Genomic DNA, 18315 nt, shown 5'->3' on the forward strand with positions numbered 1-18315 from the left:
TCCGAAGAACTCGGGGTGCTGTGGATAACTTTCCGGCGCTGGGGCGGGTTTGTCAGTGGGCCGCTCTACGGTCCGTGGCATGACCGCTTCCCCGACGCCCGCCGCTTCCGTTTCCGTTTCCGCTTCCGCTTCCGCTCCGGCTCCCGCCACGGCCGCCACCGGTGCCGGTGCGCCTGCGGGGCGGTTGCCCCGGGTGTTCCAGGTCTGGCTGGCGGGTGCCCTGGTATCGATGCTGGGCACGAGCCTGATGTTCTTCGCGCTGGGGTGGGCGGCGTCGGCGCACGGCGGGCTGGTGGCCGGTCTGGTGCTGACGGCGATCAACCTTCCCCGGTTCTGCCTGCTGCTGGTCGGGGGCGCGCTGGGGGACCGGGTGGGCGCGTGGCGGGTGATGGTGGCCGGGGACATCGTCATGGTGGCGGTGTCGCTGGGGGTGGCGCTGGCGGCGTGGCGGTTCGGGACCGGCGCTCCGCCGGTGTGGCTGCTGCTGGCCGCGGCGCTGCTGACCGGGGTGGTGGACGCGTTCTATCTGCCCGCCTCAGGGTCGATGCCGCGCCGGCTGGTGGGGAGGGCGGCGCTGCCCAGGGCGATGGCGCTGCGGCAGACCGGGGTGCAGTTGTCGCTGTTCGCGGGCGGTTCGCTGGGTGGGGTGCTGGTGGCCGGGGTCGGGCTGAGCGGGGTGGCGCTGGTGCAGGTGGGCACGTTCTCCTTGATGCTCGCGGTGCTGGTGGGGATACGGCGCCGGTTTGCCGGGGAGGGTCTTGGCCGTCCGGCCGACGGCTCGGTGGCCCTGGACATCGTGGACGGGCTGCGGCTGGCGTGGCGGGACCGGCTGCTGCGGGTGTCGCTGGCGGTGGTGGCGGTGGCGGCGGCGTTCCTGCTGCCGGTGGTGTCGCTGCTGGTGCCGCTGCTGGCCCGGGAGCAGGGCTGGGGGGCGGAGTCGGCCGGGATGGTGGCGGGTGCGCAGGCGCTGGGGATCGTCGCGGTGTCGCTGGTGGTGCTGTGGCGCGGCGGCGCGGCCCGGCCCGGGATCGCGGCGGCCGGGGGGCTGGTGGTGGCCGGTGCGGCGGTCGGTGTCATGGCGCTGGTGGCGCTGCCGGGTGGGGTGGTGGCCGCCGCGCTGGGGGTCGGGGTGGGCCATGGGCTGTTCGGCGCGCATGTCGCCCCGCTGATCCTGACGACGGCTCCGCCGTCCCATCTGTCCCGGGTGCAGGCGATCTTGGCGATGGTGCAGACGGGGGCGCTGCTGGCGATGAATCTGCTGCTGGGGGCGGCGGCCGAGCACATACCGGTGGCGGCCGTGCTGGGCGGCTGCGCGCTGGTGGTGGCCGCGACGGGTGGCGGTGCGCTGTGCTCGGGCCCGCTGCGTGAGGTCCGGCGACCGGCCGTCGGCTGACGCGGCGACCCGGCCGGCCGCGTCGGCCGCGTCGGCCGCGTCAGCCGTGCCGGTACGCCGGTCCCCGCGGACGCGGGCCGGGCTGTGCTGTCGGGGTTGCCGGTCCGGGGTGCCGGACGCGGTGAGCCGGGCCTTCGGTAGGGCGGTGGGTGTCGGTGTGCCGGTACGTCCGGTGTGCCGGTGTCCGCCGCTCCGCCGGGTGCGGCGGTCCGGCCGGCTCCCGGGTCGGTGCGGCGGTCACCGGGGCGTGGGGGTGGGGGCGGGGGCGGGGTTGAGGGTGCGGAGGGCGGTGACCAGGGGGGACAGGGCGGGCTGGGTCGCGGCCTCGGTGAGGGCGGCCTCCAGCGCGGCGTCGTTGGTGGGGCGGGCCTCCGCCAGGAGGGCGCGCCCGGCCTCGGTGACGTCCGTGTAGATGCCCCTGCGGTCGTCCGCGCACAGGTATCGGGTGAGGAGCCCGCGGTCCTCCAGGCGGTTGACCAGCCGGGTGGTGGCGCTCTGGCTGAGGACGACGGCTTCGGCCAGCTCGTTCATCCGGCAGTGGCCGCCGCTGCCGGCGTGCTGCCGGTCGAGCACGTTGAGGACGGAGTACTCGCGCACACTCAGCCCGTGGGCGGCCTGGAGGGCTCGTTCGATGGCCGTCTCGATGCGGCCGTGCAGGGCGGACAGGGCGCACCAGCTCTGGCTCAGGCTCTGGTCGGGGCGCGTCATCGGGCCTCTCCTTCCGCTGTGCTGCCGGGGTTCTCCGCAAGGTTAGCTCACGATCGCAATAGTCGGCGTTTGCATATATCCCGCGTCTGCAATTATTGTCCAGGCGGGTAAACGTTGTCTGCATGCAATGAACCGGAGGGTCCTCCCATGCCGCTCGCGCTCCTCGCGCTGGCCGTCGGCGCCTTTGGCATCGGTGCCACCGAGTTTGTGATCATGGGTCTGCTGCCCGAGGTGGCCGGGACCTTCGAGGTGTCCATCCCCACCGCCGGGTATCTCGCCACCGGCTACGCCCTTGGCGTGGTCATCGGGGCGCCGGTGCTGGCGGCGGCGGGGGCCCGGGTCTCCCGCAAGCGGATGCTGATGGCTCTGATGGGCCTGTTCATCGCCGGCAACGCCCTGTCCGCCGTCGCCCCCGCCTTCGCCGTGATGCTCGCCGGGCGGATCATCGCCTCGCTCGCGCACGGCGCGTTCTTCGGCATCGGCGCGATCGTGGCGGCCGGGCTGGTGGCGCCGCACAAGCGGGCCGGGGCGATATCCCTGATGTTCACCGGGCTCACCGTCGCCAATCTGGCCGGCGTCCCGCTGGGCACCTGGCTGGGCCAGCAGGTCAGCTGGCGGGCCACCTTCGCGGTGATCGCCGGGATCGGGGTGCTCGCCCTCGCCGGGGTGGCCGCCCTGGTGCCGCACCACCTCCAGCAGCCGGCCGGAGCCGGAGCCCCGGCACCGGCGTCCGCCCCCGCGCCGCCGGCGGACCGCGGGCTGCGCGCGGAGCTGGCCGCGCTCCGCAACATCCAGGTGCTGCTGGCCATGGCGATGACCGTGCTCGGCTTCGGCGGCGTCTTCGCCGCCATCACCTACCTGGCGCCGATGATGACCGACGCCGCCGGGTACGCCCCGGGCAGCGTCACCTGGCTGCTGGTCCTGCTGGGCGCCGGCATGGTCATCGGCAACCTGGTCGGCGGCCGGTACGCGGACCGCGCGCTCATGCCGATGCTGTACGTCTCGCTGGGCGGACTCGCCGTACTGCTGGCCCTGTTCGCCGGCACCGCGCACCACAAGGCGGGCGCCGCCGTGACGCTGCTGCTGGTGGGCGGGTTCGGGTTCGCGACCGTGGCGCCGCTCCAGAAGCGGGTGCTCGACCACGCCGCCCAGGCGCCGACCCTCGCCTCCGCTGTCAACGTCGGCGCGTTCAACCTCGGCAACGCGCTCGCCGCCTGGCTCGGCGGCCTGGTGCTCGCGGGCGGGCTCGGCGCCACCGCCCCCAACCTGGTCGGCGCGGTGATGACCGCCACCGCGCTCGGCCTCGCCGTCCTCGCCGCCGCGCTGGAACGGCGCTCCGCCCCTGCCCCCGACTCCGCCCCCGCCCCCGACTCCGCCCCCGCCGCCGCGCCGGGGCTCAGCCCAGCGCCACCGAGTACGGTGCGAACCGGCGGCTGATGTCGCCCGGGATATCCGCCGCACCGCGCACCATCAGCGTGCAGCGGAAGTCCCCGGACAGGCCCCGGGCCCGCAGCCAGCCGGCCAGTTCGGGGTGCCGGTCGTCCACGTCGTACCGCAGCGGCAGCGGGGCCGTCGCGCCGAGGTGTGAGATCAGCGCCTCGGCCGTCCCCAGATCCTCGGCGACGACCGGGCCGAGCACCGTGCTGGTGACGTTCGGCCAGGCCGCCGCGTACCCGGTCAGCCGCCCGTCGCCGGCCTGCGCCACCGCCAGCCGGTCGGCGAACGACGGCAGCCGGGTGAGCAGTTCGGTGCGGTCGACGCCGAACACCGGCAGGTCGAGCGCCAGCAGGCCCGGCAGATCGGCCGCGGTCGCCGGACGTACCCGGCCCGTACGACCCTCCTCGCCGTCGTCACCGGCACCCGTGAACCGGCCGCGCAGCGTCGTCACCGCCCCCACCGCCGTGAAGCCCAGCCTCTCGTACAGCGGGCGGCCGTTGTCCGTCGCGGACAGGAAGACCACCGCGTCGCCCGACTCGGCGATCGCGTGCCGCATCAGCCGCGCCCCCAGCCCGCGCCGCTCGTACCGCCGCGCCACCAGCACCATGCTGACGCAGCGGTACCCCGGGTACGGGGTGAGGACGAAGGCGCCGATCAGCCCGCCCACCGGGTCATCGGCCGGGGCGTCGATCCCGTACCCGGTGCCGGCGCTGAGCAGCAGCCGCCACTTGTGCTCCTCCCGGGTCCAGTCCCGGTCGGCGGCCAGGTCCAGGGCGGCGGGCAGATCGGCGCGGGTGAGACGGCGGATGGGCAGCGTGAGCGGCGTGAGTGATGAGGTCGGCACGCTGCCCAGGCTTATCAACCGCCCGCGCCCGCCGCGACCGGTTTTCCCGCCGCGCACCGGTCCTCGTACGCTCCCCGGCCCGGCTGGCACAGTGGGCGCCATGACCGATGATCACGCGCTGCTCCCCGCCACCGCCCGCGCCCTGCGCCACCGCGTCGCCGCCGCCCAGGCCCGGGGCCGGGCCCCCTCGGTGGTGGCCGGGGTGGTACGCGACGGCGCGCTGGTGTGGACCGGCGCGCACGGCGAGGGCGCCGCCGACGAGCACCGCCAGTACCGCATCGGGTCGATCACCAAGACCTTCGCCGCCGTTCTCGTCATGCGGCTGCGCGACGCCGGCCGGCTCGACCTCGGCGACCGGCTGCGTACCCACCTCCCCGACGCCCCGCACGGCGGCGACGCCACCATCGCCCAACTGCTGGCGCACTCCGCCGGGCTCGCCGCCGAGGCGCGCGGCCCCTGGTGGGAACGCACCGAGGGCACGCTGCGCCCCGAACTGGCCGATGTCTTCGGCCCGGACCCCGACAAGCACCCGGCCGGCCGCCGCCACCACTACTCCAACCCGGGGTATGCCCTGCTCGGCGCCCTCGTCGAGCGGCTGCGCGGCGCGCCCTGGGAACGGGTGCTGCGCGAGGAGGTGCTGGAGCCGCTGGGCATGACCCGTACCACCGCCCTGCCGCAGGCCCCGTACGCGAGCGGCTGGGCGGTGCACCCGTACGCCGATGCCGTACAGCCGGAGCCGCTCACCGACACCGGCCGGATGGCCCCGGCCGGGCAACTGTGGTCCACCGTCACCGACCTCGCCGCCTTCGCCGGCTTCCTGCTGGCCGGCGACGAGCGGATCCTGGGCGCCGGCACGCTCGCCGAGATGCGCGCCCCCGCCGTCGCGCCGCAGGACCCCCAGTGGGAGTCCACGTACGGGCTCGGCCTGCAACTGGCACTGCGCGAGGGCCTGGTGCTGGCCGGGCACACCGGCTCGATGCCGGGGTTCACCGCCGGGCTGTGGACCAGCCCCGCCGAGCGGCTGGCGGCGGTGGCGCTCGCCAACGCCACCTCGGGGGTGCCGGCCGCCTCGCTCGCCGCCGACCTGCTGACCGAGGTCGCCGACCGCGAGCCCGCCGTACCCGACCCCTGGCGGCCGATGCCGGCCGCCGACGCCGAGCCGTGGCTGCTGGAGCTGACCGGCACCTGGTACTGGGGCACGACCCCCTGTGTGCTGCGGCTGCTCGCCGGGCGCGTCCTCACCCTCACCCCGGCGAACGGCGGCGGCGGGCGCGGCTCCCGATTCCTGCCGGTGGACGGGGCCGGGGCCGGGGACGGCCGGCGCTGGGTGGGGCAGGACGGCTACTACGCGGGGGAGACACTGCACGCCGCCCCCGGGCCGGTGCCCCATCTCGACCTGGGAACCTTCGTCTTCACCCGCACCCCGTACGATCCGGCCGCCCCGACCCCCGGCGGCGCCGATCCGGGCGGCTGGGGCGGACTGTGACGGCCGGGGGCCCAGCCGCTCAGCCGTCCAGCGTCATCTTGAAGCCGAGGTGGCTCGCCTCGAACCCGAGCCGCTCGTAGAACCGGTGGGCGTCCACCCGCGTGGCGTCGGAGGTGAGCTGCACCACGGCGCACCCCTGGCGCCGCGCCTCCGCCACCGCCCAGCCGATCATCTCCCCGCCCAGACCCGCGCCGCGCTGCGAGGCGTGCACCCGTACCGCCTCGATCAGCGCCCGCGACGCGCCCCGCCGGGACAGTCCGTGGATCACCGACAGCTGGAGGGTGCCCACCACCGGGCCCGGCGCGTCCGCCCGCTCGGCGACCATCAGATGCTGCTGCGGGTCGGCGGCGATCCGCTTGAAGGCCGCGAGGTAGGGCTCGGGGTCCGCCGGGCTCTCGCGCGCCGCGCCCAGCGGGTCGTCGGCCAGCATCGCGACTATCTCCGGAATGTCCTCGCTCGTCGCGTATCGCATGGTGATGTTCATGCCATCGAGTCTAGAAAACGTCGGGCGACCGGCCGCAGCGGCACAGGAAGGGGGTTGTGTCTCGTCCCTATAACGGTAGGGTCGGACTCGCCTGCTGGGCGACGGCCAGCCGCTCAGTTTATGAGGTTCGGGGGCTCGAAGCCGGAATATCCGGCTAACCACCCCGCCCCGGTGAGCCCGCTGACACGCTGAGCCACCGGGAGTTGATCGAGGCGAGGCAGAGCACATGACCGCGATACCGGCCGACGACGGCACCGCAGGCACCGGATTCCAGCGGGGGCACCGACCGTCCCCCGACGCTGTGGTGATCCGGCGCACCCTGGCGGAGATCGAGCCGGTGGCCGACGACGCCACCTCGTACTTCTACGCGCTGCTGTTCGTCAACCATCCCAACCTGCGGCCGATGTTCCCGCCCGCCATGGACGCCCAGCGCGACCGGCTGTTCGGCGCGCTGCTCACCGCCGGCGAACACATAGACGACACCGTCACCCTGACCGACTACCTGATGGCGCTCGGGCGCGGCCACCGCAAGTACGGCACCCGCTCCACGCACTATCCGGCGGTCGGCGAATGCCTGATGGCGGCCCTGGAACGGTACGCGCCGCGCAGCTGGGGCCCCGACGCCGAGGCGGCCTGGGTACGCGCCTACACCGCGATCTCCCAGATCATGATCGACGCCGCCGCCGACGACGAACTGCGCTCCCCCGCCTGGTGGCAGGCCGAGATCGTCAGCCACGAGCGCCGCACCGCCGACGTCGCGGTGATCACCGTACGGCCCGACCAGCCCTATCCGTACCGGGCCGGCCAGTACGCCAGCATGGAGACCCCCTGGTGGCCGCGCGAGTGGCGGCAGTACTCCTTCGCCTGCTCGCCGCGCCCCGACGGGCTGCTGATGTTCCATGTGAAGGCGGTGCCGGCCGGCTGGGTGTCCCGCGCGCTGGTGCACCGGGCGCGGTGCGGCGACGTCGTACGGCTCGGGCCGCCCGAGGGCGCGATGACGATCGACCACACCTCCGACAGCGGGCTGCTGTGCGTGGGCGGCTCCACCGGGATCGCGCCGATCAAGGCGCTGGTGGAGGACGTGGCCGAGCGCGGCCGGCGGCGCCGGATGGAGGTGTTCTTCGGCGCGAACCGGGACGCCGACCTGTACGACCTGGACTCCTTCCTCGAACTGGAGCGGCGGCACAACTGGCTGTCGGTGCGCCCGGTGGTGGCGCAGTACGCCACCCGCGGGTTCGCCGGGCAGTTGCCGCAGGCGGTCAAGGAGTACGGTCCGTGGCCGGAGTTCGACGGCTATCTGTCGGGCCCGCCGCAGATGATCCGGCACAGCGTGGCCGCGCTGGTCTCCGCCGGGATCGAGGAGCGCCGGATACGGCACGACTTCACGGGTACGTTGACCGCCTCGGGGATGTCCCCGCAGAAGTGAGTCACCAGACACCACGCAAGGTCGGGTTGAACTGATCATGAACAACGGGGATGACAGCGCCCGGCTGCCCGGCAGCGACGGGGAGCACGAGTTGCAGCGGCAACTCGGCAGCGAGCACCGGGCGGACCGCTTCTACGAGGAGCAACTCCTCGACCATCTCAATGAGCGGATGCGGGAGTTCGTGGCCAGGGCGGAGATGTTCTTCCTGGCCACCGCCGACCGCGACGGCGAGTGCGACAGCAGTTTCCGGGCCGGGCCGCCCGGCTTCATCCATGTGCTGGACCACCGGGCGGTGGCGTACCCGGAGTACCGGGGCAACGGGGTGCACGCCTCGATGGGCAACATCACGGAGAACCCGCACGCCGGGCTGCTGCTGATGGACTTCGACCGGGCGCGGATCGGGCTGCACATCAACGGGCGGGCGAGCATCGTGCCGGACGCCGAACTGCGGTCGCTGCACCCGGAGCTGCCCCGGGACACGGCGCCGGGGCGGCGGGCGGAGCTGTGGGTGCGGGTGGACGTGGAGGAGGCGTACATCCACTGTGCCAAGCACATTCCGCATCTGGTGAAGGCGCCCAGGCGCACGGCGCGGGCATGGGGGAGCGATGACTACCGGCGCAAGGGCGGCGACTTCTTCGGGGCGGCGCGGCAGTCGCGCGAGAGCGGGCGCGGGGCCGGGGAAGGCGACGGGCCGGGCGTGAGCCCGGGTACGGGTACGGGTACGGGGCTGCCGCGGTCGGTACCCGCGCCGCCCCCGCCGTCCGTACCCGCGCCGCCCCCGCCGCCCCCGCCGGCGCCCGTACCGCCCGCGCCGCCCCCGCTCGTACCGGCGGCGGGCGCACTGCCGCTGCCGCCGCCGTCGGTGCCTGTACCGCCGGCCCGGGCCCATGACTGGCAGGAGCAGGCCGAGCGGGCACTGGCCGAGGCCGAGCGGCGCGGGCCGCAGGAGCCGGGCGCGGGCTGGTTCGGGTAGGCCGGCTCTTTCGGATCTTCGCGGGGCCGCGCCGGTTCAGCCCAGGTCGGGCGCCAACAGCGCCCGCACCCCGGGGATGTTGCGGGTGAGGTAGGCGCGCAGGGTGGCGGGGACGAGTTCGACGCCGGCCAGGCCCTGCGGGGTGAACGGCAGCCGGACGATCTCGTACCCGCCGCGCGGATCGGTCACTTCGGGGCCGTGCCGCAGCGCCGGGTCCATGGAGGCCAGCCGGCACACGAAGAAGTGCTGGACCTTCAGCCCGGGCGGGGTGTGCTCGCCCGGCTCGGGCAGGTGCGGCACGGTGTCGACGAACGCGGGGACCACGTCGGTGATCTTGGCGCCCAGTTCCTCGAACACCTCGCGGTGCAGGGCGTCGAGCACGGTGGCGTCGGTGGGCTCGACGCCGCCGCCCGGGGTGATCCAGTACGGCGGTTCGCCGGGCTTGGTGCGTTTGATCACGATCAGTTCGGTGTCATCCCTGGTGAGGAGGATGGCGCGGGCGGTGCGTTTGACCACAGGTCGTGCGTCGGTCATGCGGGTACTTGTCGCCCGTACCGCACCTCGCGAAACCTCAGCGGGCCGTGGTGTCCGGGGCGGCGTCCAGGGCGGTGGTCAGATCGGCGACCAGATCGGCCGCGTCCTCCACACCCACCGACAGCCGGATGAAGCCCTCGGGGACGTCGTCGCCGCCCCAGCGGGCGCGGCGTTCGGCGGTGGAGCGTACGCCGCCGAAGCTGGTGGCGTTGTCGATGACGCGCAGAGCGGCGAGGAAGCGTTCGGCGGTGTCGCGGTCGGGGAGGGTGAAGGAGACCACGCAGCCGAAGCGCCGCATCTGGCGGCCGGCGAGGGCGTGCGAGGGGTCGTCGGGCAGCCCGGGGTAGCGCAGGCCGGTCACATCGTGCCGGGAGCGCAGCGCGGTGGCGACGGCGAGCGCGTTGGTGGCCTGCCGGTCCACGCGCAACTGGAGGGTGGCCAGGCTGCGGTGGGCGAGCCACGCCTCCATGGGGCCGGGGATGGCGCCGATCGCGGCGCGCCAGCCGCGCAGTTCGGCGGCGGCCTCGGGGTCGCGGGTGACGACGTAGCCGAGCAGCAGATCGCCGTGGCCGCTGAGGCCCTTGGTGCCGCTGGCCATGGAGAAGTCGGCGCCCAGCTCCAGGGGGCGCTGGCCGAGCGGGGTGGCGAGGGTGTTGTCGACGGCGAGGAGTGCGCCGTGCGCGTGGGCGGCGTCGGCGAGGGCGGCGAGGTCGCACACGTCGAGGCCGGGGTTCGAGGGGGATTCGGTCCACAGCAGCCGGGCCCCGTCCAGGGCGTCGAACTGCCGCGGCCCGCCGGTGGGCACGGTGGTGACGTGGATGCCGAACGCCTCAAGGCGCGGGATGAGTCCCGAGGTGCCGTGGTAGCCGTCGGTGGGCAGGACGGCGGTGTCGCCGGCCTTCAGCTGGGTGAACAGGACGGCGGAGGTGGCGGCCATGCCGGAGGCGAAGACGACGGCGTGCGCGTCCCGGCCGGGGGATTCCAGCTCGGCGATGGCTGATTCGAGGGCGGTCCAGGTGGGGTTGGCGTTGCGGCCGTAGCCGTACGGGGTCTCGGCGGGGTCGCCGGGCAGGTGGTAGTGGGCGGCGAAGACGGGGCCGGGCAGCGCGGGCCGGCCGGGCCGGGGGGCGGGCAGGCCGGCGTGTACGGCGCGGGTTCCGTCGCCCGGTCCGGGGGCTGCCGCTGGGGAGTGGCTCATGGGCGGTGCTGCTTTCCGTGAGGTGGAGTGGTGTGCCGGGCAGGGCTGCCCGGGAGGTGCCCCCCGCGTCCGCGGATCCGCTCCCTCGCCCGGCGGTTGACGCCGGTGCGGGTGAAGCGGACGCGGTACGTACGGTCGTGGCCGGTTCGTGTCAGTCCCGGTCCAGGACCAGATTGACGGCCCAGGACACGATGGAGATGATCAGACCGCCGAGCACGGCCGATCCGAAGCCGTGGACCTCGAAGGAGTCCCCGGCGATCCAGCCGGTCAGCATCAGCATGAGCGCGTTGATCACCAGGGTGAACAGCCCCAGGGTGACCACCAGCAGGGGAAAGGCCAGGATCTTCACGATCGGCTTGACGATGAGGTTGACCAGGCCGAAGATCAGCGCGACGAGGATGAGGGTGAGGGCCTTGCCGCCGGTGCTGGTGTCGCCGTCACCGAGGGTGATGCCGCTGACCAGCCAGACCGCCACCAGCAGCGCCACGGCGTTGGCGATGAACTTGAACAGGATGCTCTTCATGCAAGAGATCGTTGCAGACCGGGCCATGGGCCGGGCAAGGGGTGCGGGGCGATGAAGGAATTCCGGCTGGATCTGCTGGAGGCGGAGCGGATCGCCAACAACGGTGCCTATCTGCGGTTTCTTCGTGAGCGCAATATGTCGGCCGGGCTGTACGCGCTCAATGTGGGAGACACCGACGGGCAGGGGCCGCAGCGGCAGGATGTGCTGTACTTCGTGGCCAGCGGTCACGCCGAGATCACGGTGGGTGCCGAGAGCTCGCGGGTGGCGCGTGGCAGTGTCGTCTATGTCCCGGCGCACACCCCGTGCAAATTCCACCACATTACGGAAGATCTGCGGGTGATGGTGATCTTCTCTCCGCCCGAGGGGTGAGAGAAAGGGCCCCCGGGTCTCAGGGTCCCCTCAGGGGACGGTCAGGGGAGGACGGGGGCCGCCGGGCCTCCCGTCCGCTCCCCGGTCCGCTTAGCATCGAGACAACGGTGCCGGGGGATGCCGGAGAGCGGATTGAGGAGCCGTAGCGTCATGAAAGAACTGTTCAGGTCACTGCCGTGGTGGGTGCGCTGGGTCGCCATTCCCGCCATCGTGCTCGTGGTCTTCGGCGGCCTCATCACCTCGGTGCTCACGTGGGTGATGAGTCTGATGTTCAAGATCCTGGTGTGCGCGGCACTGATCGCGCTGCTGATCTTCATCGTGCGGAAGTTCACCTCTTCCTCCTCCTCCGGCGGCGGCTGGTAGCGGCGTCCGCGGACGGGGGCCGGTCGGCGCTGACGACCAGCGCCGCCAGCACGGTGGTGACCGGCACCGACGCGACCAGACCGATCGAGCCGACCAGGGTCCGTACGATCTCCTCGGACACCAGCTCGCTGAACGCCACCGTGCCCACGCTCGCGTTCGCCACCGTGAACAGCAGCAGCAGGGGCAGCGCCGCCCCCGCGTACGCGAGCACCAGGGTGTTGACCACCGAGGCGATGTGGTCCCGGCCGATGCGCATGCCGGCCCGGTAGAGCTTGAGCCAGCCGGCATTCGGCTCGGCCGCCTTCAGCTCCCACACCGCCGAGGTCTGGGTGACGGTGACATCGTCCAGGACGCCGAGCGAGCCGATGAGGATGCCGGCCAGCAGCAGGCCGCGCACCTCGATGCCCGGGTAGAGCGCGTGGATCAGGCCGGTCTGGTCATCGGTGTTTCCGGACAGATGCGCCCACGCGGTGAACAGCGAGCCCAGCAGCCCGATCAGGACGAGCGAGATGAGCGTGCCGAGCACCGCCACCGAGGTGCGGGCGTTCACGCCGTGACACAGGTAGAGCGTCACCAGCATGATGGCGCTGCCGCCGATCACCGCCACCAGCAGCGGATTCGAGCCGTGCAGGATGGCGGGCAGGATGAACAGCGTCAGCACCCCGAAGCTGACCACCAGACCGATCAGCGCCAGCAGCCCGCGCAGCCGCCCCACCAGCACCACCGCCACCGCGAAGACGGCGGCCAGCAGCAGGATCGGGAACTTCCGGTCCACATCCGTGACGCTGTACTGGAGCTCCTCGGGGGCGTTGGGCGCGTACGCCACGATCACCTTCTGCCCGGTGTGGAACCGCTGGGTGGCGTCCGGCGGCACCACCTCGTGGAAGGTACGGCCGCTGTGCGGGCCGCTGGTCACCTCGACGGTGGCCTGCTCGCACGCCGTCGCGTCCACCCCGCGTGGCACCTGCACTCCCAGCTGGTCGCAGTCCAGCCGTTCGACGGCGGTGACCTTCGCCTCCTCGAACTGCTGGTCGAAGCCGACGCCGGTGTGCTCGTCGCCCGCGGTGGGCGCGCCACCGGGCCACAACAGCAGCAGACCGCCGACCACCGCCACGGTGAACGGGATCAGCACCGCCGCTATCACCCGGCGCAGATGCGTCGAGACGGGGGGCGGCGGTCCGTGGCTGTGGCTGTGGCCATGACCGTGGGCGTGGGCGTGGGCGTGGCCGTGGCCGTGGCTGTCGCTGGGTCCAGGGGTGTCTGTCACGCGCCGATCATCGCAAGAGAATCCCGGGTGCTCTGTTCAGCGGGGCCGGTGAGCCGTTAGCGTGGTGCCCGCTTATGTGACATCGCGGGAGCTCCGAGCACGGGGCTGAGAGGGCGCTGACGGGCTGCGCCGACCGCCGAACCTGGTACCGGGTAATGCCGGCGTAGGGAGTTGGGTCGTCATGACCAAGCAGGACACACGTGTGCTCGGCTCGCACAAGGGATATCTCACCGGATCCCGCCCCGACTTGCGGGTCCCGGTGCGCCGGGTGCATCTCACCGACGGGCACGAGGTGACGCTGTACGACACCTCGGGGCCGTACACCGACCCGGGCGTGACCACCGACGTACGGCGCGGGCTGCCGCCGCTGCGCGCCGGCTGGCTGGCGGAACGCGCCGCGCGCCGGCGCCCCGGGGACGGGCTGACGCAACTGGCGTACGCCCGGCGCGGGGAGATCACCGAGGAGATGGAGTACGTGGCGCTCCGGGAGGACCGTACCCCCGAGTTCGTGCGCGAGGAGATCGCCGCCGGGCGGGCGGTGCTGCCGGCGAACGTGAACCACCCGGAGGCCGAGCCGATGATCATCGGCAAGAACTTCCTGGTGAAGATCAACGCCAACATCGGCAACTCCGCCGTCACCTCCTCCATCGAGGAGGAGGTGGAGAAGATGCGCTGGGCCACCCGGTGGGGCGCCGACACCATCATGGACCTGTCGACGGGCAAGGACATCCACACCACCAGGGAGTGGGTGCTGCGCAACTCCCCGGTACCGGTGGGCACCGTGCCGCTGTACCAGGCGCTGGAGAAGACCGGCGGCCGGGCGGAGGAGCTGAGCTGGGAGATCTTCCGCGACACGGTGATCGAACAGGCCGAGCAGGGCGTGGACTACATGACCGTGCACGCCGGGGTGCTGCTGCGGTACGTACCGCTGACGGCACGGCGCACGACGGGCATCGTCTCGCGCGGCGGCTCGATCATGGCGGCATGGTGCCTGGCGCACCACGAGGAGAGCTTTCTGTACACGCACTTCGCGGAGCTGTGCGAGATCCTGCGGGCGTACGACATCACCTTCTCGCTGGGCGACGGGCTGCGGCCGGGGTCGATCGCGGACGCCAACGACGAGGCGCAGTTCGCGGAGTTGCGGACGCTGGGCGAACTGAACCGGATCGCCAAGTCGCACGAGGTGCAGACCATGATCGAGGGCCCGGGCCATGTGCCGATGCACAAGATCAAGGAGAACGTGGAACTCCAGCAGGAGATCTGCGAGGAGGCGCCGTTCTACACGCTCGGCCCGCTGACGACGGACATCGCGCCGGCGTACGACCACATCACGTCGGCGATCGGGGCGGCGATGATCGGGTGGTGGGGGACGGCGATGCTGTGTTACGTGACGCCGAAGGAGCACCTGGGGCTGCCGGACCGGGATGACGTGAAGACGGGCGTCATCACGTACAAGATCGCGGCGCACGCGGCGGACCTGGCGAAGGGCCACCCGGGGGCACAGCGGTGGGACGACGCGCTGTCGCGGGCGCGCTTCGACTTCCGCTGGGAGGACCAGTTCAACCTGTCCCTGGACCCGGACACGGCACGGGCGTTCCACGACGAGACCCTGCCGGCGGAACCGGCGAAGACGGCGCACTTCTGCTCGATGTGCGGGCCCAAATTCTGCTCGATGAAGATCAGCCGAAGCATCACAGAGCGGTTCGGCGGTGCGGCGGCCGAGGGGGCGACACCGGAGGAGATCGCGGAGGGGATGCTCCAGAAGTCGAAGGAGTTCGCGGCCGGCGGGAACCGGGTGTACCTGCCGATCGCCGACTGATCTGCGGGCGGTGCCCGCGGTCGGCTGATCCGGGCACCGCCTGTCGCGCTGCTCATTCACAACCGTCCCCGGCTGTTGTCACACGCCACGCCTATGGTTCCTCGAAACAGCGGGAGCAGGATCGGCGCAGCTCGGGAGGCATGATGGGCGATGGTGAGCAGACGGTGAAGGTGTCCTTCGCGGAGGGATGGGACCTTGCCGCCCGGACCGTGGTCCACCCGCTCTCGCGTGCCGATGCCGAGGCACGGGACCGTGCGGGGAAGCCTTATGTGATGGTGCACCGGCTGGAGGGCCGTACCTCACCGGTCGAGGTGCACCTGGTGGCCTGGGGCGACTCTCACGTGGGCGCATGGGCGTACGACGATCAGGGTCGGCGGACCATGGAGGGGGATTGGCGTCTGCTGGAACCCGGGCGCATGTTCCTGCGCCACCTCGGGGAATGGCGCTATGACACCGAGGAGCAGGGCGAGTTCGCCTCCGGAGCCGGGCGTACCTCTGTGGATCTTTTCCCGGACGGAAAGGGGCGCAGGGTGAGCGAGCCGGAGGGGGACCAAGGACCGTCACGCCACACGCTCGCGGACATTCCCGAAGAGAAGCGATGGCATGCGAGGGAGACGTTCGGCGTATACGGGGTGCGGCAGTTGCTCCTGTCGCAGCCGCTGCCGACTGGGCGGCAGCCGGAGTTCGTGGACGCTACCGACAGCGAGGCCGACGCGCGGTGCGCGCACCGCGTCGCCGATGGTCGGTCTTCCCTCTGGCTTCCTCCGGGTCCGACCCGAGCGGCCCATCTCAACGAGTTGTTCGAGCCGGGCACACGTATCGCGACGAGCTTCGAGCCGGAGATGACGGTCAGCGCGATCCGGGACATCGCGACTCTTCGCCTGCCCAGCGGCAGGCTGGTCGTCGCGGATCCGCTCACCGGGGGCCACGGTGCCGGCCGCGAGCTGTCCAAGCGGATCCCTTCGGGTGAGCACCTCATGCAGGCTGCTGTGGTCGCCTACGAGAGTCAGTACGAGGACACACGCACCGCTGTGGAGGAGGATGTCGCCGTCCGCCTCCTGCTGGGGGAAGAGCCGGCCGTTTCGTGGGAGCTGGCGCCGGCTGAGCAGGACGACGTCAGGCTGTTGCGTGAGGACGAGATATTCGGCTTCGACACGGACGCCGCCACGGGAGCCTTCGCCGATGGCTCGGGGTGGGAACGACTCGCGGACAAGTACCGGCGCCACCTCGTGGAGCAGGAGGACAACGCCGGAGAAACCATCAGCGGCGGGTATCTGCGCACCACGGACGAGGCAACCGGCAGTGACCTCGTCTCCTTCTACACCGGCGGCGACGGCACGTATCCCGTGTGGCTCGGACGTGCGAGCACGGGAAAGCCCGTGAGTGTCGTGGTCGTGGTCAGCTACCTGCCCGATCTACGGCTGCTCTGAGCGCTCCGCGTCCCGACGAGCCTGTGCGACCTGTCGCTTTCCTCGATGAAGATCTCGCACGACATCAGGGCCGAAATGGACCGGAAGTCGGCGGAGTTCGCGGAGGCCGGGAACCGGGTGTATCTGCCGCTGACATCGACGCGGGGCAGGCTGATCAGTAGAGCGCGTACACCGGGGCGTTGTGCAGGACGCCTATCTGCCGGATGCAGTGCCGCTTGAGGAGAAACCGCAGACTGTCGTGCGTCCGCGCCGAGGTGAGCCCGGCGCGGGCGGCGATCTCGTCCACGGGCCAGCTCACCCGCCCCTCGGCGACCAGCACGGGCGCGAGCAGCACGGCGACCGCCCAGACATCGTCGGTGACGGTGAGTCGAGCCCGCCACCCGGCGAGCAACGCCTCGGCGCCCCGCCCTTCGAGGCGGGGCGCCGGGCGCTGCCCGGGCAATCGCGGCGGGCCGGCGGCGAGCTGCTCCTGGATCCCGCCGAGCACGTCGGCGACCGAGCGCAGCGCGTCGGCCATCTCCCGCTGCGCGGCGGCCTGGGCCTCATCACGCCGCAGGGCCCGCTCCTCCAACCGGACGATGGCCTCGGCGACCTGGGGCGGCATGGCGTACGCGACGGGGGTGCCGGGGCCGGCGGGCTGGATCTCGGCTTCGGGGAGGGTGTAGGTGCCCTCGCGCTGGATGGTGACGATGACGTCGAGCATCCACTCCTTGAAGGGCGCGCAGGCGGGCTTGGTACAGCCGGTCACCAGGAGCAGCAAGCCTTGGAGACTGACCATCTGCAAACTAGTTTGCCAGCGCTGACCTGGCAGTTTGCGCAAGGTGTGACCTCTGGTCACACCTTGCAGGTGCTTGCGAAACCGCTCCGGAACGTGGTCGGTCAGGGCCTTGCGCGTCGTGGTGTAGCCCAGCTCACGACACACGTCCGCCGCCGGGAACCAGTGTTCGCCGTCCGGGGTCGTCAGCCGTCGGACGCGGGCGCCGGTGGCGGCGAAGACGAAGTCGCCGATGTCGATGGCGTCGTGTCGCTGTGGCCGCTGGTGCTGCTGCTCATTCATGTTTGTACGGTAAGCGGGCGTTTCATCCAAGTTGCTGCGAACGAACTGAAGTTCACTCGGTAGTGGGGTGCTCGGCCGCAATTTCAAGATCAACAATGGCATTGATCGTTTCATTAATAAATAAACTGGACATTCACTCCAATGCTTCGCATCGCGGCCAAATGCGTGTCGTTGGCGGGGTATGACCACACCGAATTCCTCGCCCTATCCCGAATCCCCTTACGGATCAGTGCTCTACGAGGCGGACGACACCCAGCAGTTGCTCCGGAACGGCGACGGCAACTGGCAGTTCGACGGTGATCTCGCCCAACTGCTCCAGACGGCCGCCCCGCAGGCCGCCCACCAGCCCCCGGCACCTGCCGCCGCCCCGGCCGCCGACGCCGCGGATCCCGCCGCCCGGCACCGCCGGCCCCGGCGCCGGATGCCGCTGCCCAAGCGGCCCGGCCCGGTGCAGTGGCTGCGCTGGAGCAGCCTGCTGATCGCCGCGTCCCTGACCGCCATCGCCGCCATGCTCAGCGTCCTCGGCGGGCTCATCTCCTACCAGCCGCTGCGCGAGATGGTCTCCCCGACCACCGCCAGCGGATTCACCGGCTGGTGGCCGGTGCTGATCTACGGCCCCTGGCTGGTCGCCTCCCTGTCCATCGTGCGCGCCGCCCTCCACCAGCGCCGGGCCGCGCACTCCTGGGCCGTGGTGGTCTTCTTCTCCGGCCTCGCCGTCTACCTCTGCGTCGAGCAGGCCCCCAACACCGTCACCGACCTGGCCGTCGCCGGCCTGCCACCGATCTCCGCGCTCGTCGCCTTCCACCAACTGGTGCGCCAGATCACCCTGATCAACCCACCCCGGCACGCGGTCCCGCAGCCCAGGCCCACGCGTTGACCGAACAGCACCTTCCAGGTCCGGCCGCAGCTCTGACCAGGGACGAGGGCCTACGGCATTCCTCCAGGTCACAGGGGTTGTGGATCAGGTGGCCAGCTCTCACCGCAGCCGTGGTCGTACCCCTCCC

At 72.0% G+C, this 18315-nt stretch carries 18 protein-coding genes and 1 riboswitch; of the genes, 10 read left to right on the forward strand and 8 right to left on the reverse strand.

Annotation, left to right across the window (positions count from 1 at the left end; translation table 11 throughout):
• Window positions 1-79 precede the first annotated feature (79 nt).
• Window positions 80-1393, forward strand: coding sequence for an MFS transporter (locus AC5WRL_RS23055; RefSeq protein ID WP_496090547.1), 1314 nt, complete (start codon window positions 80-82; stop codon window positions 1391-1393).
• 237 nt (window positions 1394-1630) lie between these two features.
• On the opposite strand, the gene AC5WRL_RS23060 is transcribed toward AC5WRL_RS23055, so the two are convergent.
• Window positions 1631-2101 carry a MarR family winged helix-turn-helix transcriptional regulator gene (locus AC5WRL_RS23060; protein WP_496090548.1) on the reverse strand — a complete coding sequence of 157 codons (471 nt, stop codon included), beginning with the start codon at window positions 2099-2101 and terminating at the stop codon, window positions 1631-1633.
• A gap of 147 nt (window positions 2102-2248) precedes the next feature.
• Here AC5WRL_RS23060 and AC5WRL_RS23065 point away from each other — a divergent pair, with 147 nt between their 5' ends.
• Complete coding sequence (locus tag AC5WRL_RS23065; RefSeq protein WP_496090549.1) at window positions 2249-3538, forward strand: MFS transporter; 1290 nt, start codon at window positions 2249-2251, stop codon at window positions 3536-3538.
• Here the strand turns inward: AC5WRL_RS23065 and AC5WRL_RS23070 are convergent.
• The gene (locus AC5WRL_RS23070; protein WP_496090550.1) at window positions 3498-4382 is read right to left on the reverse strand and encodes a GNAT family N-acetyltransferase; all 885 of its coding nucleotides are present in this window, start codon (window positions 4380-4382) and stop codon (window positions 3498-3500) included. The genes AC5WRL_RS23065 and AC5WRL_RS23070 overlap by 41 nt on opposite strands.
• A gap of 100 nt (window positions 4383-4482) precedes the next feature.
• On the opposite strand from AC5WRL_RS23070, the gene AC5WRL_RS23075 reads away from it, so the two are divergent.
• On the forward strand, window positions 4483-5868 hold the full coding sequence (locus AC5WRL_RS23075) for a serine hydrolase domain-containing protein (RefSeq protein ID WP_496090551.1): 1386 nt from the start codon (window positions 4483-4485) through the stop codon (window positions 5866-5868).
• A 19-nt stretch (window positions 5869-5887) separates the two neighbouring features.
• On the opposite strand, the gene AC5WRL_RS23080 is transcribed toward AC5WRL_RS23075, so the two are convergent.
• On the reverse strand, window positions 5888-6352 hold the full coding sequence (locus tag AC5WRL_RS23080; protein ID WP_496090552.1) for a GNAT family N-acetyltransferase: 465 nt from the start codon (window positions 6350-6352) through the stop codon (window positions 5888-5890).
• Between the two features lie 226 nt (window positions 6353-6578).
• Between AC5WRL_RS23080 and AC5WRL_RS23085 the strand changes: the two genes are divergently transcribed.
• Together AC5WRL_RS23085 and AC5WRL_RS23090 are read left to right on the forward strand one after the other, a co-directional pair.
• On the forward strand, window positions 6579-7778 hold the full coding sequence (locus AC5WRL_RS23085) for a globin domain-containing protein (protein ID WP_496090553.1): 1200 nt from the start codon (window positions 6579-6581) through the stop codon (window positions 7776-7778).
• A gap of 37 nt (window positions 7779-7815) precedes the next feature.
• Window positions 7816-8751, forward strand: coding sequence for a pyridoxamine 5'-phosphate oxidase family protein (locus AC5WRL_RS23090; protein WP_496090554.1), 936 nt, complete (start codon window positions 7816-7818; stop codon window positions 8749-8751).
• 36 nt (window positions 8752-8787) lie between these two features.
• Here AC5WRL_RS23090 and AC5WRL_RS23095 read toward each other — a convergent pair whose 3' ends face one another.
• The 3 genes from AC5WRL_RS23095 to AC5WRL_RS23105 all read right to left on the reverse strand — a co-directional run bounded on the left by AC5WRL_RS23095 (window position 8788) and on the right by AC5WRL_RS23105 (window position 11006).
• Window positions 8788-9285, reverse strand: a complete 498-nt coding sequence (locus AC5WRL_RS23095; RefSeq protein WP_496090555.1) for an NUDIX hydrolase — start codon at window positions 9283-9285, stop codon at window positions 8788-8790.
• A 37-nt stretch (window positions 9286-9322) separates the two neighbouring features.
• A complete protein-coding gene (locus AC5WRL_RS23100) occupies window positions 9323-10483 on the reverse strand; it encodes a cystathionine gamma-lyase (protein ID WP_496090556.1) in 1161 nt (386 codons plus the stop codon).
• A gap of 151 nt (window positions 10484-10634) precedes the next feature.
• Entirely contained in the window at window positions 10635-11006 is a 372-nt protein-coding gene (locus AC5WRL_RS23105; RefSeq protein ID WP_496090557.1) for a phage holin family protein, read from the reverse strand.
• A gap of 51 nt (window positions 11007-11057) precedes the next feature.
• On the opposite strand from AC5WRL_RS23105, the gene AC5WRL_RS23110 reads away from it, so the two are divergent.
• Both AC5WRL_RS23110 and AC5WRL_RS23115 read left to right on the forward strand, forming a co-directional pair.
• Window positions 11058-11375 (forward strand): cupin domain-containing protein, encoded by a 318-nt coding sequence (locus AC5WRL_RS23110; RefSeq protein WP_496090558.1) that lies wholly within the window; start codon window positions 11058-11060, stop codon window positions 11373-11375.
• Between the two features lie 150 nt (window positions 11376-11525).
• Complete coding sequence (locus AC5WRL_RS23115; RefSeq protein ID WP_496090559.1) at window positions 11526-11738, forward strand: DUF5326 family protein; 213 nt, start codon at window positions 11526-11528, stop codon at window positions 11736-11738.
• On the opposite strand, the gene AC5WRL_RS23120 is transcribed toward AC5WRL_RS23115, so the two are convergent.
• Window positions 11704-13005, reverse strand: coding sequence for a YibE/F family protein (locus tag AC5WRL_RS23120; RefSeq protein ID WP_496090560.1), 1302 nt, complete (start codon window positions 13003-13005; stop codon window positions 11704-11706). The two genes, AC5WRL_RS23115 and AC5WRL_RS23120, sit on opposite strands and share 35 nt — an antisense overlap.
• 74 nt (window positions 13006-13079) lie before the next feature.
• Window positions 13080-13192: riboswitch (TPP riboswitch) on the forward strand.
• Here AC5WRL_RS23120 and thiC point away from each other — a divergent pair.
• On the forward strand, window positions 13187-14824 hold the full coding sequence (gene thiC, locus AC5WRL_RS23125; protein WP_496090561.1) for a phosphomethylpyrimidine synthase ThiC: 1638 nt from the start codon (window positions 13187-13189) through the stop codon (window positions 14822-14824). It overlaps the preceding riboswitch by 6 nt.
• A 140-nt stretch (window positions 14825-14964) precedes the next feature.
• Window positions 14965-16254: a DUF4241 domain-containing protein gene (locus AC5WRL_RS23130; RefSeq protein ID WP_496090562.1), complete on the forward strand. Its 1290-nt coding sequence runs from the start codon at window positions 14965-14967 to the stop codon at window positions 16252-16254.
• A gap of 154 nt (window positions 16255-16408) precedes the next feature.
• On the opposite strand, the gene AC5WRL_RS23135 is transcribed toward AC5WRL_RS23130, so the two are convergent.
• The gene (locus AC5WRL_RS23135) at window positions 16409-17311 is read right to left on the reverse strand and encodes a BRO-N domain-containing protein (RefSeq protein ID WP_496090563.1); all 903 of its coding nucleotides are present in this window, start codon (window positions 17309-17311) and stop codon (window positions 16409-16411) included.
• Window positions 17312-17492: 181 nt separating this feature from the next.
• On the opposite strand from AC5WRL_RS23135, the gene AC5WRL_RS23140 reads away from it, so the two are divergent.
• Window positions 17493-18188 (forward strand): DUF2637 domain-containing protein, encoded by a 696-nt coding sequence (locus AC5WRL_RS23140; RefSeq protein ID WP_496090564.1) that lies wholly within the window; start codon window positions 17493-17495, stop codon window positions 18186-18188.
• Window positions 18189-18315 lie beyond the last annotated feature (127 nt).

The sequence above is a fragment of the Streptomyces sp. NTD107 genome, from assembly GCF_059510435.1.

Bases quoted from the DNA above. Each gene is read 5' to 3' on its own strand.
- AC5WRL_RS23055 (WP_496090547.1), top strand. From the start codon at position 80: ATGACCGCTTCCCCGACGCCCGCCGCTTCCGTTTCCGTTTCCGCTTCC.
- AC5WRL_RS23060 (WP_496090548.1), bottom strand. From the start codon at position 2,101: ATGACGCGCCCCGACCAGAGCCTGAGCCAGAGCTGGTGCGCCCTGTCC.
- AC5WRL_RS23065 (WP_496090549.1), top strand. From the start codon at position 2,249: ATGCCGCTCGCGCTCCTCGCGCTGGCCGTCGGCGCCTTTGGCATCGGT.
- AC5WRL_RS23075 (WP_496090551.1), top strand. From the start codon at position 4,483: ATGACCGATGATCACGCGCTGCTCCCCGCCACCGCCCGCGCCCTGCGC.
- AC5WRL_RS23080 (WP_496090552.1), bottom strand. From the start codon at position 6,352: ATGAACATCACCATGCGATACGCGACGAGCGAGGACATTCCGGAGATA.
- AC5WRL_RS23085 (WP_496090553.1), top strand. From the start codon at position 6,579: ATGACCGCGATACCGGCCGACGACGGCACCGCAGGCACCGGATTCCAG.
- AC5WRL_RS23090 (WP_496090554.1), top strand. From the start codon at position 7,816: ATGAACAACGGGGATGACAGCGCCCGGCTGCCCGGCAGCGACGGGGAG.
- AC5WRL_RS23095 (WP_496090555.1), bottom strand. From the start codon at position 9,285: ATGACCGACGCACGACCTGTGGTCAAACGCACCGCCCGCGCCATCCTC.
- AC5WRL_RS23100 (WP_496090556.1), bottom strand. From the start codon at position 10,483: ATGAGCCACTCCCCAGCGGCAGCCCCCGGACCGGGCGACGGAACCCGC.
- AC5WRL_RS23105 (WP_496090557.1), bottom strand. From the start codon at position 11,006: ATGAAGAGCATCCTGTTCAAGTTCATCGCCAACGCCGTGGCGCTGCTG.
- AC5WRL_RS23110 (WP_496090558.1), top strand. From the start codon at position 11,058: ATGAAGGAATTCCGGCTGGATCTGCTGGAGGCGGAGCGGATCGCCAAC.
- AC5WRL_RS23115 (WP_496090559.1), top strand. From the start codon at position 11,526: ATGAAAGAACTGTTCAGGTCACTGCCGTGGTGGGTGCGCTGGGTCGCC.
- thiC (WP_496090561.1), top strand. From the start codon at position 13,187: ATGACCAAGCAGGACACACGTGTGCTCGGCTCGCACAAGGGATATCTC.
- AC5WRL_RS23130 (WP_496090562.1), top strand. From the start codon at position 14,965: ATGATGGGCGATGGTGAGCAGACGGTGAAGGTGTCCTTCGCGGAGGGA.
- AC5WRL_RS23135 (WP_496090563.1), bottom strand. From the start codon at position 17,311: ATGAATGAGCAGCAGCACCAGCGGCCACAGCGACACGACGCCATCGAC.
- AC5WRL_RS23140 (WP_496090564.1), top strand. From the start codon at position 17,493: ATGACCACACCGAATTCCTCGCCCTATCCCGAATCCCCTTACGGATCA.